Source organism: Streptomyces sp. NPDC001828, from assembly GCF_042892175.1.
Lineage (GTDB): Bacteria > Actinomycetota > Actinomycetes > Streptomycetales > Streptomycetaceae > Streptomyces.
In genome coordinates, this window is record NZ_JBIATV010000017.1 from 138501 (window position 1) to 157897 (window position 19397).

17 protein-coding genes are annotated in these 19397 nt (G+C 73.7%); 11 read left to right on the top strand and 6 right to left on the bottom strand.

Annotation, left to right across the window (positions count from 1 at the left end):
• Positions 1-29: 29 nt before the first annotated feature.
• The 3 genes from ACFYZA_RS35930 (at position 30) to ACFYZA_RS35940 (ending at position 3273) form a co-directional block, all read left to right on the top strand.
• On the top strand, positions 30-1529 hold the full coding sequence (locus ACFYZA_RS35930; protein WP_388494631.1) for an aromatic amino acid ammonia-lyase: 1500 nt from the start codon (positions 30-32) through the stop codon (positions 1527-1529).
• Between the two features lie 28 nt (positions 1530-1557).
• Positions 1558-2397, top strand: coding sequence for a MurR/RpiR family transcriptional regulator (locus tag ACFYZA_RS35935; RefSeq protein WP_382597283.1), 840 nt, complete (start codon positions 1558-1560; stop codon positions 2395-2397).
• A 309-nt stretch (positions 2398-2706) separates the two neighbouring features.
• Positions 2707-3273 (top strand): hypothetical protein, encoded by a 567-nt coding sequence (locus ACFYZA_RS35940; protein WP_388494632.1) that lies wholly within the window; start codon positions 2707-2709, stop codon positions 3271-3273.
• A 23-nt stretch (positions 3274-3296) separates the two neighbouring features.
• Here the strand turns inward: ACFYZA_RS35940 and ACFYZA_RS35945 are convergent, their stop codons facing one another.
• The 5 genes from ACFYZA_RS35945 to ACFYZA_RS35965 all read right to left on the bottom strand — a co-directional run bounded on the left by ACFYZA_RS35945 (position 3297) and on the right by ACFYZA_RS35965 (position 6934).
• Complete coding sequence (locus ACFYZA_RS35945) at positions 3297-3671, bottom strand: hypothetical protein (RefSeq protein ID WP_167159464.1); 375 nt, start codon at positions 3669-3671, stop codon at positions 3297-3299.
• Between the two features lie 53 nt (positions 3672-3724).
• Positions 3725-4168, bottom strand: a complete 444-nt coding sequence (locus tag ACFYZA_RS35950) for a roadblock/LC7 domain-containing protein (protein WP_388494633.1) — start codon at positions 4166-4168, stop codon at positions 3725-3727.
• The gene (locus ACFYZA_RS35955; protein ID WP_382597276.1) at positions 4165-4965 is read right to left on the bottom strand and encodes a transcriptional regulator; all 801 of its coding nucleotides are present in this window, start codon (positions 4963-4965) and stop codon (positions 4165-4167) included. The genes ACFYZA_RS35950 and ACFYZA_RS35955 overlap by 4 nt, the downstream gene beginning before the upstream one ends.
• Positions 4965-5366, bottom strand: coding sequence for a hypothetical protein (locus tag ACFYZA_RS35960; RefSeq protein ID WP_382597274.1), 402 nt, complete (start codon positions 5364-5366; stop codon positions 4965-4967). Before ACFYZA_RS35960 ends, ACFYZA_RS35955 begins: the two co-directional genes overlap by 1 nt.
• Before the next feature lie 221 nt (positions 5367-5587).
• Positions 5588-6934 carry a diaminopimelate decarboxylase gene (locus ACFYZA_RS35965; protein WP_388494634.1) on the bottom strand — a complete coding sequence of 449 codons (1347 nt, stop codon included), beginning with the start codon at positions 6932-6934 and terminating at the stop codon, positions 5588-5590.
• Positions 6935-7049: 115 nt separating this feature from the next.
• Between ACFYZA_RS35965 and hutU the strand changes: the two genes are divergently transcribed.
• From hutU to hutI, 4 genes are all read left to right on the top strand, one after another.
• On the top strand, positions 7050-8714 hold the full coding sequence (gene hutU, locus ACFYZA_RS35970) for a urocanate hydratase (RefSeq protein WP_382597270.1): 1665 nt from the start codon (positions 7050-7052) through the stop codon (positions 8712-8714).
• A gap of 254 nt (positions 8715-8968) precedes the next feature.
• Positions 8969-10159 (top strand): allantoate amidohydrolase, encoded by a 1191-nt coding sequence (locus ACFYZA_RS35975; protein WP_388494664.1) that lies wholly within the window; start codon positions 8969-8971, stop codon positions 10157-10159.
• Positions 10150-11484 (top strand): formimidoylglutamate deiminase, encoded by a 1335-nt coding sequence (locus tag ACFYZA_RS35980; protein ID WP_388494635.1) that lies wholly within the window; start codon positions 10150-10152, stop codon positions 11482-11484. Before ACFYZA_RS35975 ends, ACFYZA_RS35980 begins: the two co-directional genes overlap by 10 nt.
• Positions 11485-11729: 245 nt before the next feature.
• Positions 11730-12896, top strand: coding sequence for an imidazolonepropionase (gene hutI / locus ACFYZA_RS35985; RefSeq protein WP_388494636.1), 1167 nt, complete (start codon positions 11730-11732; stop codon positions 12894-12896).
• Positions 12897-13302: 406 nt separating this feature from the next.
• On the opposite strand, the gene ACFYZA_RS35990 is transcribed toward hutI, so the two are convergent.
• On the bottom strand, positions 13303-13602 hold the full coding sequence (locus ACFYZA_RS35990; protein ID WP_382597262.1) for a hypothetical protein: 300 nt from the start codon (positions 13600-13602) through the stop codon (positions 13303-13305).
• A gap of 266 nt (positions 13603-13868) precedes the next feature.
• Here ACFYZA_RS35990 and ACFYZA_RS35995 point away from each other — a divergent pair, with 266 nt between their 5' ends.
• From ACFYZA_RS35995 to ACFYZA_RS36010, 4 genes are all read left to right on the top strand, one after another.
• On the top strand, positions 13869-14945 hold the full coding sequence (locus ACFYZA_RS35995; protein ID WP_388494665.1) for a GNAT family N-acetyltransferase: 1077 nt from the start codon (positions 13869-13871) through the stop codon (positions 14943-14945).
• A gap of 128 nt (positions 14946-15073) precedes the next feature.
• Entirely contained in the window at positions 15074-16336 is a 1263-nt protein-coding gene (locus tag ACFYZA_RS36000; RefSeq protein WP_388494637.1) for a glycosyltransferase, read from the top strand.
• Positions 16333-17136, top strand: coding sequence for a polysaccharide deacetylase family protein (locus ACFYZA_RS36005; protein WP_388494638.1), 804 nt, complete (start codon positions 16333-16335; stop codon positions 17134-17136). The genes ACFYZA_RS36000 and ACFYZA_RS36005 overlap by 4 nt, the downstream gene beginning before the upstream one ends.
• A gap of 127 nt (positions 17137-17263) precedes the next feature.
• Positions 17264-19177, top strand: a complete 1914-nt coding sequence (locus ACFYZA_RS36010; RefSeq protein WP_382597256.1) for a hypothetical protein — start codon at positions 17264-17266, stop codon at positions 19175-19177.
• Positions 19178-19397 lie beyond the last annotated feature (220 nt).

A 19397-nucleotide genomic window follows, 5' to 3' on the forward strand; every position in this document is an offset into this window, starting at 1 on the left:
GTCGCGTCCGGAAATGGTGGTGTTCGCGCATGTTGTCGTCCCACGTCGTGGACGCCTCGCAGGATTCGCCGGCCGGGATCGTCGTCCTCGACGGCGAGACGCTGCCCGTCGCCGACGTCGTCCGGCTCGCCGACGGCACCGCGCGGCCCGTGCCCGGCACCGAGGCGATGCGCCGCGTCGAGCACGCCTGGCACGCCGCGCGTGAACTCGCCGCCTCCGGGCGGGTGTACGGCCGCTCGACCGGCGTCGGCGCCAACCGCAGCGAGGCCGTGCCGACCGAGGCCGCCGCAGGTCACGGCCTGCGCCTGCTGCGCAGCCACGCCGGGGCGGTCGGCGCCCCGCTGCCCGCCCGCGAGGTCCGCGCGATGCTCGCGGTGCGGGCCAACCAGCTGCTCGCGGGCGGCGCGGGCCTTCGCCCCACCGTCGTCGACGCGCTCTGCGAGGCCCTGGAGGCCGGGGCGCACCCGGTGGTCAACGAGTTCGGATCGGTCGGCACCGGAGACATCGCCGCCCTCGCCCAGGTCGGCCTCGCGCTCGCCGGTGAACACCCCTGGCAGGGCGGCCCCGAGCCCGAGGCGCAGCCCCTCGACAACAACGACGCCCTCGCCCTGATCAGCTCCAACGCGCTCACCCTCGGCCAGGCCGCGCTCGCCCTCGACGAACTGCGCGGCCTGATCGCCGCCACCGAGATCGTCGGCGCCTTCTCGCTGCTCGCCGTCGACGGCTCCTACGAGGCGTACGCCGAGCCGGTGCACGCGGCCCGCCCGCACCCCGGCTCCTACGCCACCGCCGCCCGCATGCGCGAGCTGCTCGGCGCCCCCGAGCGGCCCACCCCGCCGCTCGGCCGCATCCAGGACCCGTACGGCTTCCGCTGTCTGCCGCAGATCCACGGGCCCGCGCACGACGCCGCCGACGCCCTGGAGCGGGTGCTCGCGATCGAGATCAACGCGGCCGCCGAGAACCCGCTGATCTCGTCCCAGGACCTCGCCGCCTACCATCACGGCGGCTTCTACCTGGCCCAACTCGCCCTGGCGCTCGACCACTTCAGGCTCTCGGTCACCCAGGTCGCGCGGCTCTCCACCTCGCGCCTCTCCGCACTCAACGAGCCCGCCTACACCCGGCTCAAGCCCTTCCTCGCCGACGCCGAGGCCGCCTCGTCGGGCGTGATGATCCTGGAGTACGCGGCCGGCGCCGCCCTCGGCGATCTGCGGGCCTTCGCCGCGCCGGCCTCGCTCGGCCACGCTGTACTCTCTCGGGGCGTCGAGGAGCAGGCCAGCTTCGCCTCGCTCGCGGCCCGCCAGACGCTGCGGCTCGGCGGGGCGCTGCGGCTCGTGGTGGGGTGTGAACTCGTCGCGGCGGTAAGGGCGTTGCGCCAGCGCGGCCTGCGCCCCGACCCGGAGCTTCCGGTCGGGCGGGCGTACGCGATCGCGGACGCGGTGCTCGACGAGGATGTCACCGACCGGCCGCTGACCGACGACGTCGACCGGGCGGCCGCGCTGCTCGACCGGTTCAAGGACAGTCACGCATGAAGGACAGGCACGCATGAAGGGGGACGGCATGAGCGAGGGCCCTGCCGCACGGCTGCAACAGCTCTTCGAGGGGCACCGGCTGACCCCGACCCAGCGGCGCATCGCGCACTGCATGGTGCGCCGCGCCGCCGACGTGCCGTTCCTGTCCAGCGTGGAGCTGGCCGAGCTCGCCGGAGTCAGCCAGCCGTCGGTGACCCGGTTCGCGGTCGCCCTCGGCTTCGACGGCTACCCGGCGCTGCGCCGCCATCTGCGCGAGGTGGCTCCCGCCCCGGCCGGCGAGGCCGTGGAGACCTCGTACAACGAGTACCAGCAGGCGGTGCGGGCCGAGATCGAGAACCTCCAGCACCTGGCCGGGCTGCTCGCCGACCCCGGTCCGGTCGAGAGCGCGGGCCGGCTGCTCGCCGCGTCGCGGCCGCTGCCCGTGCTCGGGCTGCGCGCGGCCTCCTCGCAGGCCCGCGGCTTCGCCTACTTCGCGGCCAAGGTCCACCCCGACGTCCGCCTGCTCGACGAGGGCGGCACCATGCTGGCCGACCGGATCGACGCGGCGCTGCGGGCGGGCGCTTCGGCGCTGCTGTGCTTCGCGCTGCCGCGCCATCCCAAGGAGGTCGTGGAGGCGCTCGCGTACGCGCAGTCGGCGGGGCTCACCGTGGTCACGGTCGCCGACTCGGCGTTCGCGCCGGTCGCCAAGTACAGCGATCTGCTGATCCCGGCGGCGGTCGGCACCGGGCTCGCCTTCGACACGGCGTGCGCGCCGATGCTGCTGGGGCGGGTGCTGCTGGAGGCCATGTGCGATGACCTGCCGGACGCGCAGGCCCGCCTGGAGGAGTTCGACGCGCGGGCCGCGGCGCGGGGCCTGTTCGTGGAGTAGCGCCCCCGAGCCCCGCGTCCTGGGGCTCCGCCCCCAGACCCCGATGGATCCCCCACCCCGCCCCTTCCCGAGACCCTCCGGGGGTTGAAGAGACCCTGGGGGCTCCGCCCCCAGACCCCCGTTCGCGCCTGAAGGGCGCTCGTCCTCAATCGCCGGACGGGCTGAGGATGCCCCAGCACCGGTACTGCCAGGGGCGCGGGGAACTGCGCGACCGGCCACGCACGGTCTGCGGCCGCAGAGGGGCTCTCACGAACCGCTCAGATTCCCCGGCTAACCTCCGCGCCAGCAGGCAAGACATGGAGGTGGGACGTGGGTCGCGGAGGCGTCGCGCTGGCGCGCGTGGCGGTGGTCGTACGGGCCGGGGCGGGCCCGCTGTGGTGGCTGGGCCTGGTGGCCGGGGGCCTCGGGGCGGCGCTTCCGGTGAGTCTGACGGGCCGTCGGATCGGGCTGCTCGCGGGCGCGGCACTGTTCCTGGTCACGGCCGCCGTCGTGTTCGGCGCCCGGCGGCGCCGGTACACCCACTTCGCCGAGGCCGCCTCCCGTGCCGCCAAGGCGGACTTCCTCCAGGACCGGGCCGTGACCGTGCGCACCTGGCGGCGGGCCTGGCGCTGGTGGCTGCTGCTCGCCTTCGCGGCCGCGGCGGGATCCTCCTTCGCCCTGCCCGGAGCGGGCGGACTGCTCCTCGCGGGCGCGGGCGCCGGGCTCCGGCTGAAGGCGGCCCGGCTCGGCCGGGTCGAGCGCGCCGCCGGCGCGCTCCTGTGGGTGCGCACCGACTGGGTGCCGCGCGGCGCGCCGGTCGGCAAGGCGGTACGGGGCTTCCGGACGACCGGGATCGGCGCGGGCGACGCCGCGCCCGGCGGGGCGCGGCGTCACTGAACGGCCCGTAGCGGGGCCGGAGTTCACACCTCCAGCGCGTCCTCGATCTTCTTCAGCTGGTGGCGGGCCATGGCGAGGTTGGCCCGCTTGTTGTCCAGGGCGAGGTAGAGGAACAGACCGCTGTTGCCGCGGCCCTTGAGGAGCCGGATGAGGTGGTACTGGGTGCCGAGCGTGATCAGGATGTCCTCGATCTCGTCCTTGAGGCCGAGCATCTCCATGGTCCGCAGTTTGGCGCGCACCACATCGGTGTTGCCCGCCGCGGCGACCGACAGGTCGAGCTCCTTGCCGCCGCCCAGCGTGCCGAGCGCCATGCCGCTGCTGTAGTCGACGAGGGCCGCGCCGAGGGCGCCCTCGATCGAGGTCATCGCTTCCTTGAGCGTCGTTTCGGTGTTGCTCATCGGTGTCGTTCCTTTCCTTCGGGGGCTGTTCCGGCTCGGTGTGCCGGTGCCGGTCATGGGTTCTCCTGCCGGTCGAGGGCGCCGTCGATCAGCTCGCCGACGCGCGTGCTGGAGCGGCGGGCTTCGAGGTGCAGCCGGCCGACGTTGACGCGGGGCTCCGCGAGGAGGGTGAGCACGGCGTTGCAGCCCGCCGCGTACGTGGCGACGTAACCCGTCTCGCCGCGTACGAGCAGCTCGCGGAAGGCGCCCTGACCGGTCGTCTCGGTCAGCCGCTGGGCCACGCCGAGGGCCGCCGCCGTGAGCGCCGCGACCCCCTCGACGGCATCGGCGGCGCCGTCCTGGGCCAGCACGAAACCGTCGGCGCTCGCCGCGAGCGCGCCGGTGAGCTGGGGCAGCCTGGCCCTCAACCGCCGTAGTTCTTCGAGGACTTCGGCGACTTCCGCCTCGGCCGCCATGAGCTGTCTCCTCTCGGCGCGCTGCCGCAGTGCGCGGATCACAGCGTGGCCTCCAGTGCGTCGCGCAGCCGCCGGAGCAGCGCCACGTCGGGGGTGGTCGCCTCGGCGGCCATCCGGGCGGCCCAGGCGTGGGTGTCCGGTGGCGGCGCGGGGGCGCGCGGGGACTCGACGGCCCCGAGGGCCGCCAGCCTGCGTACGTCGACCAGCGTGTGGAAGGCGGGGCGGCCGAGGGCCCGCGCGATGTCCTGCGGGGTGCGCGTCCCGTCGGCCAGGGCGAGCACCGCCCGCCGGCGCGGGGTGAGCGGTACGTCCGGCGGGCGCGGGCTGCGCACGACGGGGGCGGTGTCCAGGTCCGGGCAGGGCCAGATGCCGTCCAGGAGCTCCCTGCGGCGGGCCGCCTCGCGCTCCACCGCCTCGGCGGGCACGGGCTTGACGGGGCCCATCCAGTGGGCGACCCCGTACCGGAAGCGGGTGGGGCCGCTGGTGGGGGCGAGCGCGAAGAACGCCGCGTCGTGCAGGGCGCCCAGATGGCATATCTCCAGCTCGCCGTCGCCCACCTGGCCGCTCTCCACCAGGAACCGGCCGACCCGGCCGCGCGGCCCCGCCCGGTCGACTGCCTCCTGCCAGCCCTCGGGCCGCAGCCGCCCGGCGGTGGTGAGCAGCACGTCTATGCCGGGCGCGGCCGGGCTCTCCGCGTGCACCACCTGGCCGTCGCAGAGGTACAGGGTGCCCCGGTCGCGCAGCAGCGCGCCGGTGGCCCGCTCGGCGACCAGGCGGACCAGCATGGGGGAGACGGCGTGCCGCGCCTCCTGGGCCGGTCTGCGTATCGCGGTGCTCATCACAGCACCAGCCGTTCGGCCAGATCGCGCAGCCGGAGCCGGGCGAGGGCGAGATTGCCCTCCCGGCGGTCGAGCCACAGGTGCAGGAAGACGCTGCTGTCGAAGGAGGTCTCGACGAAACAGAGCACGTGATAGGCGGTACGGGTGGTGATGATCACGTCCTCGACGGGCGGCCCGGCCGCTGCCGGGTCCTCGGTGCCGTCGCCGGGGACGCCGAACCCCGGGTGCTCGGCGGCCGTACGTGCCAGCTCGGCGGTCTCGGCGGCGGTCGCCTCGTGGTCCCCGCCGGGCGACTGGCCGATGGCGCCGAGCGCGAGCCCGCTCGTCCAGTCGGCCACACCCGCTCCGAGCGCTCCCGGCAGCAGCATCGCCTCAAGCAGGCACTCGTCGATTCCGGGCACGCGGAACTCCCTCCCGGCGCGGCGCATGGACGTCTCAAAGGGCCGCCGGAACGAGCGTGCGGCAGCAACCAAGACGCTACGCACCGTCGCAACCGCTGGTGGGAGTTCTGGCATTTTCCAGCGGCGCATGCCCCGCTTGGCTAGGGTGCGGCCCTTTGGGCAGAACCGAACTCCCGCTGTGGGGGCGCCAGTTCGGGCCCGGTCGGGCTACGCCCGGGTGCTCACAGGAGCCCGTCGACGTGGGCGGCACCCGCCTCCGCGACGAGGTCCTCGATGGGCTGCGGATCGCGGACGGTCGCGAACCGGACACCCTCCGGGCCGGCGGTGAAGCCGTAAACGCCGGGCCTGGCCAGGGAGTTGTAGGAGTAATGATGGGCGAAGTAGTACGCCCCCGTGTCCAGAATCCCTGTGTAGTCGCCCTGTTCGAGCAGGGGCAGCGGACGGTTCTCGGCGAGCAGGTCGCCCGCGAAGCAGGCGGGCCCCGCGATGTCCTGGGCGACCGACGGGCCGGGCTTCGGCCGGCCCTTGGCGTCGTACGCCGCGATCCGCAGCGGCCAGGAGGCGGGCGCGTACACGGTGCGGGCCGCGATCTGCACCCCGGCGTGGGTGACCGCGATGGGGCGGCCGCCCGAGCTCTTCGCGTACTCGACCCGGGCGAGGACGGTGCCGTGCTTGGCCAGGAGCGAGCGGCCGAATTCGGTCACCAGGCCGTACCGCCCGTCGAACAGACCCGGCACCTCCTCCTTCAGGAGGCGGGCGTACGCGGCGTACGTCGGCGTCTCCTCGTCGGAGCCGAAGTTGACCGGAAGACCTCCGCCGATGTCGACGGTGTCGACCTGCCGGTGTCCTGCCGCGGCGTTGATCTCCTCGGCGAGTTCGTACGCCACCTTGACGCCCCGGGCCATGAGGGAGAGCGCCACGCCCTGCGAGCCCGAATGGGTGTGCAGCCGGGTCAGCCAGGGGCGCTCCCGGTAGGCCCGCACGATCCGCTCCCGCGCGCCGTCGTCGAGCAGCGCGATCCCGAACTTGGACGTGGCCGTCGCCGTGGACAGCGCGTCGATGGACCCGGCGCCGAGCTGCGGGTTGACCCGCAGGCCGATGGGCGAGGTGCTCGGCGCCGCCTTCATGAGGGCGTCCAGGCGGGCCAGCTCCTGGGGGTTGTCCGCGTTGACCGCGACGCCCAGGGCGAGCGCCTCGCGCAGCTCGGCGGGGGTCTTGGCGGGGGAGTCGAGCACCGTGTCGGCGGCGCTCATCCCGGCGGCCCGGGCCAGTGCCAGCTCGCCCGGGCTCGCGACCTCGGCGCCGAGGCCCTCCGCGCGCAGCAGCCGCAGGACCGGTACCAGCGGGCAGGCCTTCACGGCGAAGGCGTGCAGGACGGGCGCCTCGGTGACGGCGGCGAAGGCGTCCCGCAGGGCGGCGGCGCCCGCGCGGATGCCGGTGACGTCGAGCAGGGCGACGATGGGGGCGTCCGGCCCGGCCAGACCCTGCTCCACCGCGGCCCGCACGGCCTGTTCGCGGCGCTCGGCCGCGGCGGTCCCGGCCGTGGGGGACGTTGCCTGGGAAGTCATGCGATCAAGCCAATCACCGGCCCGGCCCGCCCGCAGCGCCCACGCCTCTATTGACTAGTTCTATTCAGTAACCCAGGATGTGAATAACTGGATCAGGTCACGAGGAGGCATCGCCATGTCAGGACCCCGCCCCGTACGGGCACCGCGCGGTACGGAACTGAGCGCCCTGGGATGGCAGCAGGAAGCCGCGCTGCGCATGCTCCAGAACAACCTCGACCCCGAGGTCGCCGAGCACCCCGACAAGCTCGTCGTCTACGGCGGCACCGGCAAGGCCGCCCGTGACTGGCGCTCCTTCGACGCGATGGTGCGTACGCTGCGCACCCTCAAGCAGGACGAGACGATGCTGGTCCAGTCCGGCCGCCCCGTCGGCGTCATGCAGACGCACGAGTGGGCGCCGCGCGTCCTGATCGCCAACTCCAACCTGGTCGGCGACTGGGCGAACTGGGAGGAGTTCCGCCGTCTGGAGGCCCTCGGCCTCACCATGTACGGCCAGATGACGGCCGGCTCCTGGATCTACATCGGCACCCAGGGCATCCTCCAGGGCACCTACGAGACGTTCGCCGCGGTCGCCGCGAAGCGGTTCGGCGGCACGCTGGCCGGGACGATCACCCTCACCGCCGGGCTCGGCGGCATGGGCGGCGCCCAGCCGCTCGCCGTGACGATGAACGACGGCGTCGCGATCTGTATCGACGTCGACCCGCGTGCCATCGAGCGCCGCATCGAGCACCGCTACCTCGACGTGCGGGCCGACTCCCTGGAACACGCCCTCCAGCTCGCCGTCGAGGCCCGCGACGCGCGCCGCCCGCTCTCCATCGGCCTCCTCGGCAACGCGGCGGAGCTCCTGCCGCGCATGCTCGCCGAAGGCGCGCCGGTCGACATCGTGACCGACCAGACCTCGGCCCACGACCCGCTCGCCTACCTCCCCGTCGGCGTCGACTTCGACGACATGGCGGCGTACGCGGCGAAGGACCCGGCGGGCTTCACCACCCGCGCCCGTGAGTCCATGGCGAAGCACGTCGAGGCGATGGTCGGCTTCATGGACGCCGGCGCCGAGGTCTTCGACTACGGCAACTCGATCCGTGGCGAGGCCCAACTGGCGGGCTACACCCGGGCGTTCGACTTCCCCGGCTTCGTGCCGGCCTACATCCGCCCGCTGTTCTGCGAGGGCAAGGGCCCCTTCCGCTGGGCGGCCCTTTCGGGCGAGGCGTCCGACATCCACAAGACGGACAAGGCGCTCCTGGAGCTGTTCCCGGAGAACGAGTCGCTGCACCGCTGGATCAAGATGGCCGGCGAGCGGGTCCACTTCCAGGGTCTGCCCGCGCGCATCTGCTGGCTCGGCCAGGGCGAGCGCGACAAGGCGGGCGACATGTTCAACGACATGGTCGGCAACGGCACGCTCGCGGCGCCGCTCGCGATCGGCCGCGACCACCTGGACTGCGGTTCGGTGGCCTCCCCGTACCGCGAGACCGAGGCGATGCTCGACGGCTCGGACGCGATCGCCGACTGGCCGCTCCTGAACGCGATGGTGAACGTGGCCTCCGGCGCGTCCTGGGTGTCCATCCACCACGGCGGCGGCGTCGGCATGGGCCGCTCCATCCACGCGGGCCAGGTCTCGGTGGCCGACGGCACGGCTCTGGCGGGCGAGAAGATCCGCCGCGTCCTCACGAACGACCCCGGGATGGGTGTCATCCGGCATGTCGACGCCGGGTACGACATCGCGGAGCGGGTGGCGGACGAGAAGGGCGTGCGTGTTCCCATGCGGGAAGGTGAGACCGAGTGACCCTCGACCCGACGCTGGGGGCTCCGCCCCCAGACCCCCGTTCGCGCCTCAACGCCGCTCGTCCTCAATCGCCGGACGGGCTGAAGATGCCCGTGCCCGGCGCCGCTGGGGCCGCGACCCCCAACTCGGCCCGGGCCTCGGCGGCGTCCACCCCCAACCCCGCCAGGGGCGCGGGGAACGGCGCGACCGGCCACGCACGGCCCGCAGCCGAACCGGAAACCCCCGCCCCCGCCGGAGGCGCCGGCTTTCATGAGATGTGGGCCACCCTCGCCCCCATCGGCCGCGACAGCGCAACCCGTGGCTACCGCCGCCACGCCTGGACCGGGGCCGACGCGGAGTGCCGGGACTGGTTCCGCGCGCAGGCCGAGGCGCGCGGGCTCACCTATGAGCTGGACCGGAACGGCAACCAGTGGGCCTGGGCCGGCGACCCGCTGGCCGGTGACGCCGTCGTCACCGGCTCGCACCTGGACTCCGTCCCCGACGGCGGCCCCTTCGACGGCCCCCTCGGCGTCGTGTCGTCCTTCGCCGCGCTCGACGAACTCAGGCGCAGGGGAACGGAGTTGACCCGTCCCCTCGCCATCACCAACTTCGGTGACGAGGAGGGCGCCCGCTTCGGCCTCGCCTGCGTCGGCTCCCGGCTGACCGCGGGGCAGCTCACCGTCGAGGCCGCGCACCGCCTGCGCGACCAGGACGGGATCAGCCTCCCGCAGGCCATGGAGCGGGCCGGGTACGACCCGGACGCCATCGGCCCCGACCCCGAACGCCTCGCCCGCATCGGCGCGTTCGTGGAGCTGCACGTCGAACAGGGCCGCGCCCTCGACCTGAGCGGCGACGCCGTCGGCATCGCCTCGGCCATCTGGCCGCACGGCCGCTGGCGGTTCGACTTCGCGGGCGAGGCCAACCACGCCGGCACCACCCGCCTGGCCGACCGGCGCGACCCGATGCTGACGTACGCCGAGACGGTCCTGGCCGCCCGCCGCGAGGCCGAACTCGCGGGCGCGGTCGCCACGTTCGGCAAGATCTCCTGCGAGCCCAACGGCGTCAACGCCATCCCCTCCCTGGTGCGCGGCTGGCTCGACTCGCGGGCCGCCGACCAGTCCACCCTGGACACGGTCGTCGCCGCGATCGAGCGGGCCGCGAAGGAGCGCGCCGAGCGCGACGGCGTGGACCTCAGCGTCGTACGGGAGTCGTTCACGCCCGTCGTGGAGTTCGAGCACGCGCTCCGGGACGAGATCGCCAAGATCCTCGGCGGCCACACCCCGGTGCTCGGCACCGGCGCGGGACACGACGCCGGAATCCTGTCCGGCTCGATCCCGACCGCCATGCTGTTCGTACGCAACCCCACCGGCGTCTCGCACTCCCCGGCCGAGTTCGCCTGCGAGGACGACTGCGTCGCCGGGGTGCTCGCACTCGCCGATGTACTGGAGGGCCTGGCGTGCAGGTGACGTACTGGCTCGAGCACGCCTGGCTCGACCCCGTGGTCGAGCCGGGAGTGGTCGTGGAGGTCGGCGACGACGGCCGGATCTCCGCCGTCCGCACGGGAGCCGAGACACCGCCGCCCGGCGCCGAGGTGCTGCGCGGCTTCACCGTGCCCGGGCTCGCCAACGCCCACTCGCACGCCTTCCACCGGGCCCTGCGCTCCACCGTGCAGGTCGGCTCGGGGACGTTCTGGACCTGGCGCGAGACCATGTACCAGGTCGCGTCCCGGCTCACCCCGGACTCCTACCACGCACTGGCCCGCGCGGTGTACGCGGAGATGGCGCTCGCCGGGATCACCGCCGTCGGCGAGTTCCACTATCTGCACCACGCGCCGGACGGCACCCCCTACGACGACCCGAACGCGATGGGCGAGGCGCTGATCGCCGCCGCCGCCGAGGCGGGCATCCGGATCACGCTGCTCGACACCGCGTATCTCTCCTCCGGCTTCGGGGCCGCCCCCGACCGCCACCAGCTGCGCTTCTCGGACGGCACGGCCGAGGCGTGGGCCGAGCGCTGCTCGGCGCTCAAGGAGCGGGCGCACGCGCGGATCGGAGCGGCCGTCCACTCCGTACGGGCCGTCCCCGCACGGGAGTTGGGCACGGTCGCCCAGTGGGCCGAGGCCCGGCGGGCCCCGCTGCACGTCCATCTCTCCGAGCAGACCGCGGAGAACGAGGCGTGCCTCGACGCGTACGGGATGACGCCCACGCGGCTGCTCGCCGAGCACGGGGTGCTCGGCGCCCGGACCACGGGCGTCCACAACACCCACCTCACGGACGGCGACATCGCCCTCATCGGGGCCGCCGGGACGGGCACCTGCATGTGCCCCACCACCGAACGCGACCTCGCCGACGGCATCGGCCCGGCGCTCGCCCTCCAGCGGGCGGGCTCCCCGCTCTCGCTGGGCAGCGACAGCCACGCCGTGATCGACCTCCTCGAAGAGGCGCGCGCGATGGAGCTCGACGAGCGCCTCCGTACGCGGCTGCGGGGCCACTGGACGGTGGCGGCGCTGCTGCGGGCGGCGACGGCCGACGGCCACGCGGCACTCGGCTGGGCCGAGGCGGGCCGCATCGAGGCGGGCGCCCCGGCCGACCTCGCCACGATCGCGCTCGACTCCGTCCGGACGGCGGGGGCGGTGCCCCGGCTCGCCGCGGAGACGGTGGTGTTCGCGGCGACCGCGTCCGATGTGCGGCACGTGGTGGTGGGGGGCCGGGCCGTGGTGCGGGACGGGGTCCACACCCTGATACCGGATGTGGCCTCGGCCCTGTCCACGGCCATCGCCGCCCTGAGATAGCCCCCTGGGGCTCCGCCCCAGAACCCGGAGGATTCCCCACGCCGCCCCTGGGGGCTCCGCCCCCAGACCCCCGTTCGCGCCTGAACGGCGCTCGTCCTCAACCCCGGACGGGCTGAAGATGCCGCTGTACCCGGCGCTTTCAGGGGCGCGGGGAACTGCGCGAACGGCCCCTACGATCCGCAGCCGAACAACACCACCCCCGGAGGGTCTCGGGAAGGGGCGGGGTGGGGAAAGAAAGGGAACCCATGCGCACCACCCTCGTGCGGAACATCGCCAGCCTCGTCACCAACGACCCCGAGAGGGGAGACGGACCCCTCGGCCTCGTCGAGGACGCCGCCCTCGTCATCGAGGGCGACCGGATCGCCTGGACCGGCCGCACGGCCGACGCCCCCGACGCCGACGACGCCGTCGACGCGCGGGGCCGGGCCGTCATCCCCGGCTTCGTCGACTCCCACTCCCACCTCGTCTTCGCGGGCGACCGCACCGCCGAGTTCAACGCCCGCATGAGCGGCCGGCCGTACAAGGCCGGCGGCATCCGCACCACCGTGGCCGCGACCCGCGCCGCGAGCGACGAGGAGCTCGGTGCCAATGTCGCCCGCTACCTCGCGGAGGCGCTGCGGCAGGGCACCACCACCCAGGAGACCAAGTCCGGGTACGGGCTCACCGTCGAGGACGAGGCCCGCGCGCTGCGCGTCGCGGCCGGGCACACGGACGAGGTCACCTACCTCGGCGCGCACATCGTGGCCCCCGAGTACGCCGACGACCCGGCCGGATACGTCGGCCTGGTCACCGGCGAGATGCTGGACGCCTGTTCCCCGTACGCCCGTTGGGTCGACGTCTTCTGCGAGAAGGGCGCCTTCGACGGCGACCAGGCGCGGGCCATCCTCACCGCCGGAAAGGCCAGGGGGCTCCTGCCGCGCGTCCACGCCAACCAGTTGACGTACGGGCCCGGTGTGCAGCTCGCGGTGGAGCTGGAGGCCGCGTCCGCCGACCACTGCACCCATCTGACGGACGCCGACGTCGACGCGCTCGCCAACAGCGCCACGGTCGCGACCCTGCTGCCCGGCGCCGAGTTCTCCACCCGGGCCCCCTGGCCGGACGCGCGAAGGCTGTTGGACGCCGGTGCGACCGTCGCGCTCTCCACGGACTGCAACCCGGGCTCGTCCTTCACGTCCTCGATGCCGTTCTGTGTCGCGCTCGCCGTGCGGGACATGAAGATGACGCCGGACGAGGCGGTCTGGTCGGCGACGGCGGGCGGCGCCGCCGCACTGCGCCGCACCGACATCGGGCGGCTGGCCCCCGGCGCCCGCGCCGACCTGGCGTTCCTGGACGCGCCCTCGCACGTCCACCTCGCCTACCGCCCGGGTGTCCCGCTGGTCGGCGAGGTGTGGCGGGCCGGCCGCCGGGTCTGAGGGCGGGATGAGGATGGGGCCCGGCCAGTGGCGTGGAAGGGCCGGGCCCCGGCGTGGACGAGGGAGGGGTGGAGCCGACGGCGGCCGTCGCCGTCACCCCCGCGTTCGGGAGCCGCCGGATCCGGCTCCCGGACGATGGACGGCGGCAAGGCCGCCGTGCACACCGCCCGCGGGAACTCCGCTGTCACAGCCTCTTCTCCATCGGCTGTGCCTCCTTCGCCCGCGCGGCCCTCCCCGGACCGCTGCGCCTCCGGTTACGTGCCGCAAGACGCCCGGAACCCGGGGTACCGGTTCCCCGGCCAGGACGGCGCACGGGAGCGCGATTGCCCGGCGAATATGCGCCGCGCGCCCCTCGGCCCACGGGGAGCCCCGGGATTCCCGGACCGGCCCGCCCCGGCCCCGGGACTCAGGAAGCCGCGAGGCGCTCGATTTCCGCCGTCTCGCCCTTCGCGAGCAGCCCGAAGAGCCGCAGCACCTCGTCCTTGGCCACCCCCGAGATCTGGCGCGGCTGCGCGTCCGGCTCGTCCAGGTTCTCCCAGAGGAGCCAGAGCAGCTCGCCGCTCGGGAAGGCGCTGAGGGACCAGCCGTTCTCATGGGTCAGGGAGACATCGGGGTGCTCGTCGTCGGCGTCGGCCAGGCCGTCGAGGATCGTGCGCATCGTCGCCTCGTCGGGCTCTTCGACGGAGGTGCCCGACAGGTCGGTCATGAAGTAGCTCATACCGTGCATTAGCTCACGCCGGGCGCCACACCCGTACCCCAGGCCCCTCGCGTACCGCCCCTTCGCGTCGGTCATGAAGGGGCCAAAACGACGACGGCGTACCAAGCTTCTCCGTATGGTCACAAACTGCGGGACGGTACCTACCGTCGGGTGAAATCCATCGGTACCGTCCAGGTCAGTTGCTCGGGGGAGACCGGGGGGTCGAAGTGGGCAGTCCGCACGGGAGTGGTGCCGTCGAGGGCGCCCGGGGGCGCATACGCGTGGCGAGGCCCGGCGATCTGAGCGCCGCGGAGCTGGAGGTCTGGCGCGAGCTGCGGGGCAAGTCGCAGGCGCCGGAGAATCCTTTCATGGAGCCGGAGTTCACCCTGGCGGTCGGCCGGGTGCGGTCCTCGGCGCGGGTGGCCGTGGTGTACGAGGGGGGCGAACCGGCCGCCTTCTTCCCCTACGAGAAGGGGAAGTTGGGGCGGGGCAGGGCCATCGGGTTCGGCGTCTCGGACTGTCAGGGCCTCATCGGAAGGCCTCAACTGACCTTGGAGAAAGCCGAGTTGTTGCGCTCCTGCGGACTGTCCGCCTGGGAGTTCGACAACCTGGAGGACGGCCAGTCCCTGTTCGTGCCGGACTCCGCGGCCGAGTACGCCTCCTTCGTCATCGACGTGGGGGCCGGTTACGCGGCGTACGAAACGATCCTGCGGCAGCGGTCGCCCAAGTTCTTCAGGACCACCACCGCCAAGGAGCGCAGGCTGGGGCGGCAGGCCGGCGAGGTCCGATTCGTCTTCGACGAGCGGGACCCGGCGGCGCTGGCCCGGCTCATGGAGTGGAAGTCCGCGCAGTACCGCCGCACCGGGCGGCGCGACCGGTTCGCCCAGGAGTGGATCACCACCCTGGTGCGGCAGCTCGCCCACACCCGCGCGCCCGGCTGCTCGGGGGTGCTCTCCGTCCTGTACGCGGGGGACGCGCCGGTGGCGGCGCACTTCGGGCTGCGCTCGCGCACGGTCCTGGCCTGCTGGTTTCCGGCATACGACCCGGAGTACGCCAAGTACTCGCCGGGCCTGGTGCTCCATCTGCGGATGGCGGAGGCCGCGGCCGCCGAGGGCATCGGGATGCTGGACCTCGGCCGGGGGGCCGCCGAGTACAAGGAGGCGCTCAAGACCGGCGAGATACCGGTCCATGAGGGGGCGTCGACCCGGCCGGGCGCGGGCGCGGTGCTGCACTGGGCCGGCCGGGAACCGTCCCGCCGGGCGCACGGATTCGTACGGGAACGGCCGAGGCTCGCGGAGTTCGCGCAGCGCGGCCTCAAGCGGGCCGCGCGGTTGCGCGGCGCCGGCAAGTAGCCCCGTAGGGGCGCGGCCTTCGAGGCCATCGGGAGACCCGGAGCACGGGGGGAAGCACAGTGTCGGACAGATCGTCAGAGGCGTCGCGGGGGCCGCGGGCCCGGGGGCCGGTGGAGGAGCGGAGAACCGTGGCGGGCATCGGCGTGGGGGAGCTGGACCTCGACGGGCTCGACGGGGACGTGCTGTCCCTGACGCCCGCGCCGGGCGGGCCGCCGATCGGACCCGGCGAGGTGTACGTCCTGGTCCGGCTGCGGGGGCTGCCGGTCGGGACGGTCCTCGGCCGGGTGCGGGAGGGCGAGGACCCGGCCCAGGTGCTGGCGGCGGCCGCCCGCAAGCAGCTCACCGGATTCGTACCCGAGGAACGGCCGGTGTCCGCGCCGGCGCCGGCGCGCGCCACCGTCGTCGTCGCCACCCGGGAGCGTTCGGCCCAACTGGCCCGCGCGCTCGACTCGTTGCTCGTCCAGGACCACCCCGACCACGAGATCGTCGTCGTCGACAACAACCCCGCGACCGACCGGACCCGCGAACTGGTCGAGCGGCACTACGCCCCGCTGGGCGTCCGCTATGCCGTCGAGCCCGTGCCGGGTCTGGCCGCCGCCCACAACCGGGGCGTCGCCGTCGCGCACGGCGAGATCCTCGCGTTCACCGACGACGACGTGATCGCCGACCGGCGCTGGCTGTCCTCGCTCGCCGCGCCCTTCGCGGTCGATCCCCGGCTCGGCTGTGTGACGGGTCTGATCCTGCCCGCCCGCCTCACCACGCCCGCGCAGATCCTCCTGGAGAGCCACGGCGGCTTCACCAAGGGCTTCGCGCCCCGTCACTTCGACCCGCGCAGACCCCCGCCCGACGAGCCGCTCTTCCCGTTCACGGCGGGCCGGTTCGGCTCCGGCGCCAACATGGCCTTCCGGGCGGACGTCATCCGTTCCGTCGGCGGCTTCGACCCGGCCACCGGCACCGGCACCCCGGCCAGGGGCGGCGACGACCTGTACGCCTTCGCCCGGGTCGTCGTCGCGGGCCACCGCCTCAGCTACACGCCCGAGGCGCTGGTCTGGCACCACCACCGCGAGACCTGGCAGGACCTGGAGAACCAGGCGTACGGCTACGGCGCCGGGCTCACCGCCTACCTCACCGCGATCATCGCCCGCCGCCCGGCGCTGCTGCCCGCGCTGCTCGCCCGGGTGCCGCGCGGCCTCGCGCACGCGCTCGCCATCAGCGCCCACCGGGACGCGGGGGAGCAGGCCGTGCCGGGCGAACACGGCTCGCACAGCCACCCGTGGCCGCGCTCGCTGTCCCGCCTGGAACGCCGGGGCATGCTGTACGGGCCGCTCGGCTACCTCCGGGCCCGGCGCCGGGTGCGCGGCCACCGGCTGCCGTGGGAGGTGACCGGATGAGCGGGGCGTCGGCGCGCATACCGGTGCTGCTCTACCACGCGGTGATGGACGAACCGCCCGCCTGGATCGCCGAATTCACCATCACACCACGGCAGTTCGAGGACCATCTCGACGTGATCCGCGACAGCGGGCGCACCCCGGTGACCATCGGGACGCTCGCCGCGCACTTCGCCGGCCGGGCCGCGCTGCCGCCCCGGCCGGTGGTGCTCACCTTCGACGACGGCTTCGCCGACCTGCCGGGACGCACCGCCGAGGCGCTCGCCGAGCGGGGCGTGCCGGCCACCGCCTACCTCACCACCGGCGCGCTCGCGCCCGGGCGGCGCAGCCTGCTGCCGCCCGCGCCGATGATGAGCCTCGGCCAGGCCGGGCTCCTGGAGGAGTACGGCCTTGAGGTGGGCGCCCACACCGTCTCGCACCCCCAGCTCGACACTCTCGGCCATCGGGAGCTGAGGCGTGAACTCGTCGACAGCAAAGCCGAGTTGGAGGACAGGCTCGGCCACCGGATCGACCATCTCGCCTATCCGCACGGCTACAACAGCCGTGCCGTGCGCGGGGCCGCGCGCACCGCGGGCTACCAGACGGCGGTCGCCGTGCGGCACGCGCTCAGCTCGGAGTACGACGAGGCGTACCGCATCGCCCGTCTCATCGTGCGCCGCGGCCATACCCTCGCCGATGTGGCGGCGTGGATGCGCGGCGAGGGGGCGCGGGCCGCACCGTACAACGACTCGCCGCTGACGGTGGGTTGGCGGTACTACCGCCGGACCAGAGCCGTCGTGAAGGGGCCCGTCTTCGCGGGGTGAGGGCGGGCCGGAGCCGTTCGCGGTGTAGCCACACCGGTGCGAGGAGTGTTCCTATACTCGCTCGAAGGGGACAGCCAGGGGACAGCGGCGTGACGGCCGTGACCACATTCGTGGGGGGAGTCGCACTGTGCAGCATCGTGTGCCCGCGCCGGTCCAGGGGAGCGCGCAGCCACCCCCCGACGACCCGGCCGAGCGGGCGGCGGACGGGCCGGCGAAAGGCGCGCGGCGCCGGTCGCTGCCGGACCTGATCAGCCCTCAAATCCTTTTCACCTGGCTGCCGTTGGTGCTGGCCGCCGCCCTGTGGGTGTACGCGCTTCCCCACATCGACTACCGGCACATGGACGACTGGGGCCTGATCGACCGGCTGCCCGCCGCCTTCTACCTCTCGCTCGCCGTCCTCACCGGCGGCTTCGTCGTCAGCCTGCGGCGGGCGGGCACCGCGCCCTGGTGGCCCGGCCTCTACAGCGTCGCGCTGCTCTTCGCCCTCAAGGCGCCCACCTCGATCCTGTACGACTCGGTGCGCTACCCCTGGGCTTCCAAGCACGACGCCGTGGTCAACCACCTCCTCGCCAACCAGGAGCTGCGGCCCGGAGTGCCGCTGTCCGGGAACATGGCGGCGTACGACCAGTGGCCGGGTTTCTTCACGCTCAACGCCGGGCTCGTACGCGCCTTCGGCGTGGACACCGCGGCCTCGTACCTCAACTGGGCGCCGCTGTTCTACGGCGTCGTCCTCATCCCGGTGCTCGTCCTGATCTACCGCACCTTCGCCGAGGACTGGCGTCTGGTGTGGACCGGCGTCTGGATCTTCGAGGTCGCCAACTGGGTCGGCCAGGACTACTTCTCACCCCAGGGCATGGCCCTGATCCTGGACCTGGCCGTGCTCGCCGTGGTGTTCCGTCACTTCGTACGCCCCGGGGCCGCGGGCGACCTGCGCTCGCGGGCCAACCTCGACCCGGCGGCCGCCAGCGTCCCGCCGCCCACCACCGGGCGCCAGCGCGCGGTCTGCGTCGCGATCCTGGCCCCGCTGATCGCCGCCATCAACTTCACTCACCAGCTCACCCCGGTGATGCTGTGCGTCGCCCTGTTCGCGCTCAACCTGACCCGGCGCTACCGCAACCCCGGGCTGCTCGTCGTCACGGCCGTGATCATGCTGATCTGGGACGTCACGATGGGCCGCCCGCTGTTCGTGGAGACGCTGGCCTCCCTGAAGGAGTCGGTGGGCAACCTCCTCAACAACTCGCGTGCCGGGTACGCGGGTGAACTCACCGGCTCCGGCCCGGTGTTGCAGGGTCGCGCCGACATCGTGATGGTCCTGGTGGTGGCCGGGCTCGCGGCGATCGCGGTGGTGCTGCGCCGCAAGCTGGTCAAGAGCGCGCTGCCACTGCTCCTGGTGTCGGTGGCGCCGGTGCCGCTGTTCGCCGTCAACGACTACGGCGGCGAAATGCTGTTCCGGGTCTACCTGTTCGGGCTGCCGGGGGCGGCGTTCTTCGCGGCTGCGGCGCTCGTGCCGGCGGCGGCCGGGCAGGGGAGCGGCCGCATCAGACCCGTGGTGCGCCGGCGGGTCGCTGCTGTCGCGCTGCCGGTGGTGCTCGTGCTGCTCGTGGCCGGGTTCATCCCCGCGTACTACGGCAAGGAGCGGATGTACTACACGCCGCCCGCCGAGACGGCGATGGTGACCCGGGTCCTCGACAACGCGCCCAAGGGCTCGATGATCCTCGCGGTCACCGGCTCCTTCCCGCAGGCGCTGCACCGCTACGACCAGCTGGAGCACTGGTACGTGGCCGAGCAGGAGGAGCCGCAGAACGCGGTCATGCTGCGGGATCCGGTGGGATATCTGGAGCCGCAACTCCCCCAGGACGGGCGGCCGGTGTACTTCATCCTCACGCGGACGCAGGACGTCTACACGGCGGGGGAGGGGCTGCTTCCTCCGGGAGGTTTCGCCGAGCTGCGCTCGAAGCTCGAGGCTTCGCCGAGGTTCCGGGTGCTTGAGCGGGGCCCCTACGGCGTGATCCTCCAGTACGTCCCCCCACGCCCCACCTAGCCCCTTGGGACTCCGCCCCGGACCCCGGGGTTTGGCCCCTCCCCGCCCCTTCCCTCAACCCTCCGGGGGTGGGTGGGGACAGGATGGGCTTCCGGGGCCTTCGCCCCCGGGCCCCCTAAATGCCTTGGTGCTGGCCCGCATAGGCATACCCAGCCCGTCCGGCGTTTGAGGACGAGCGCCGTTCAGGCGCGAACGGGGTCTGGGGCAGAGCCCCAGGGTC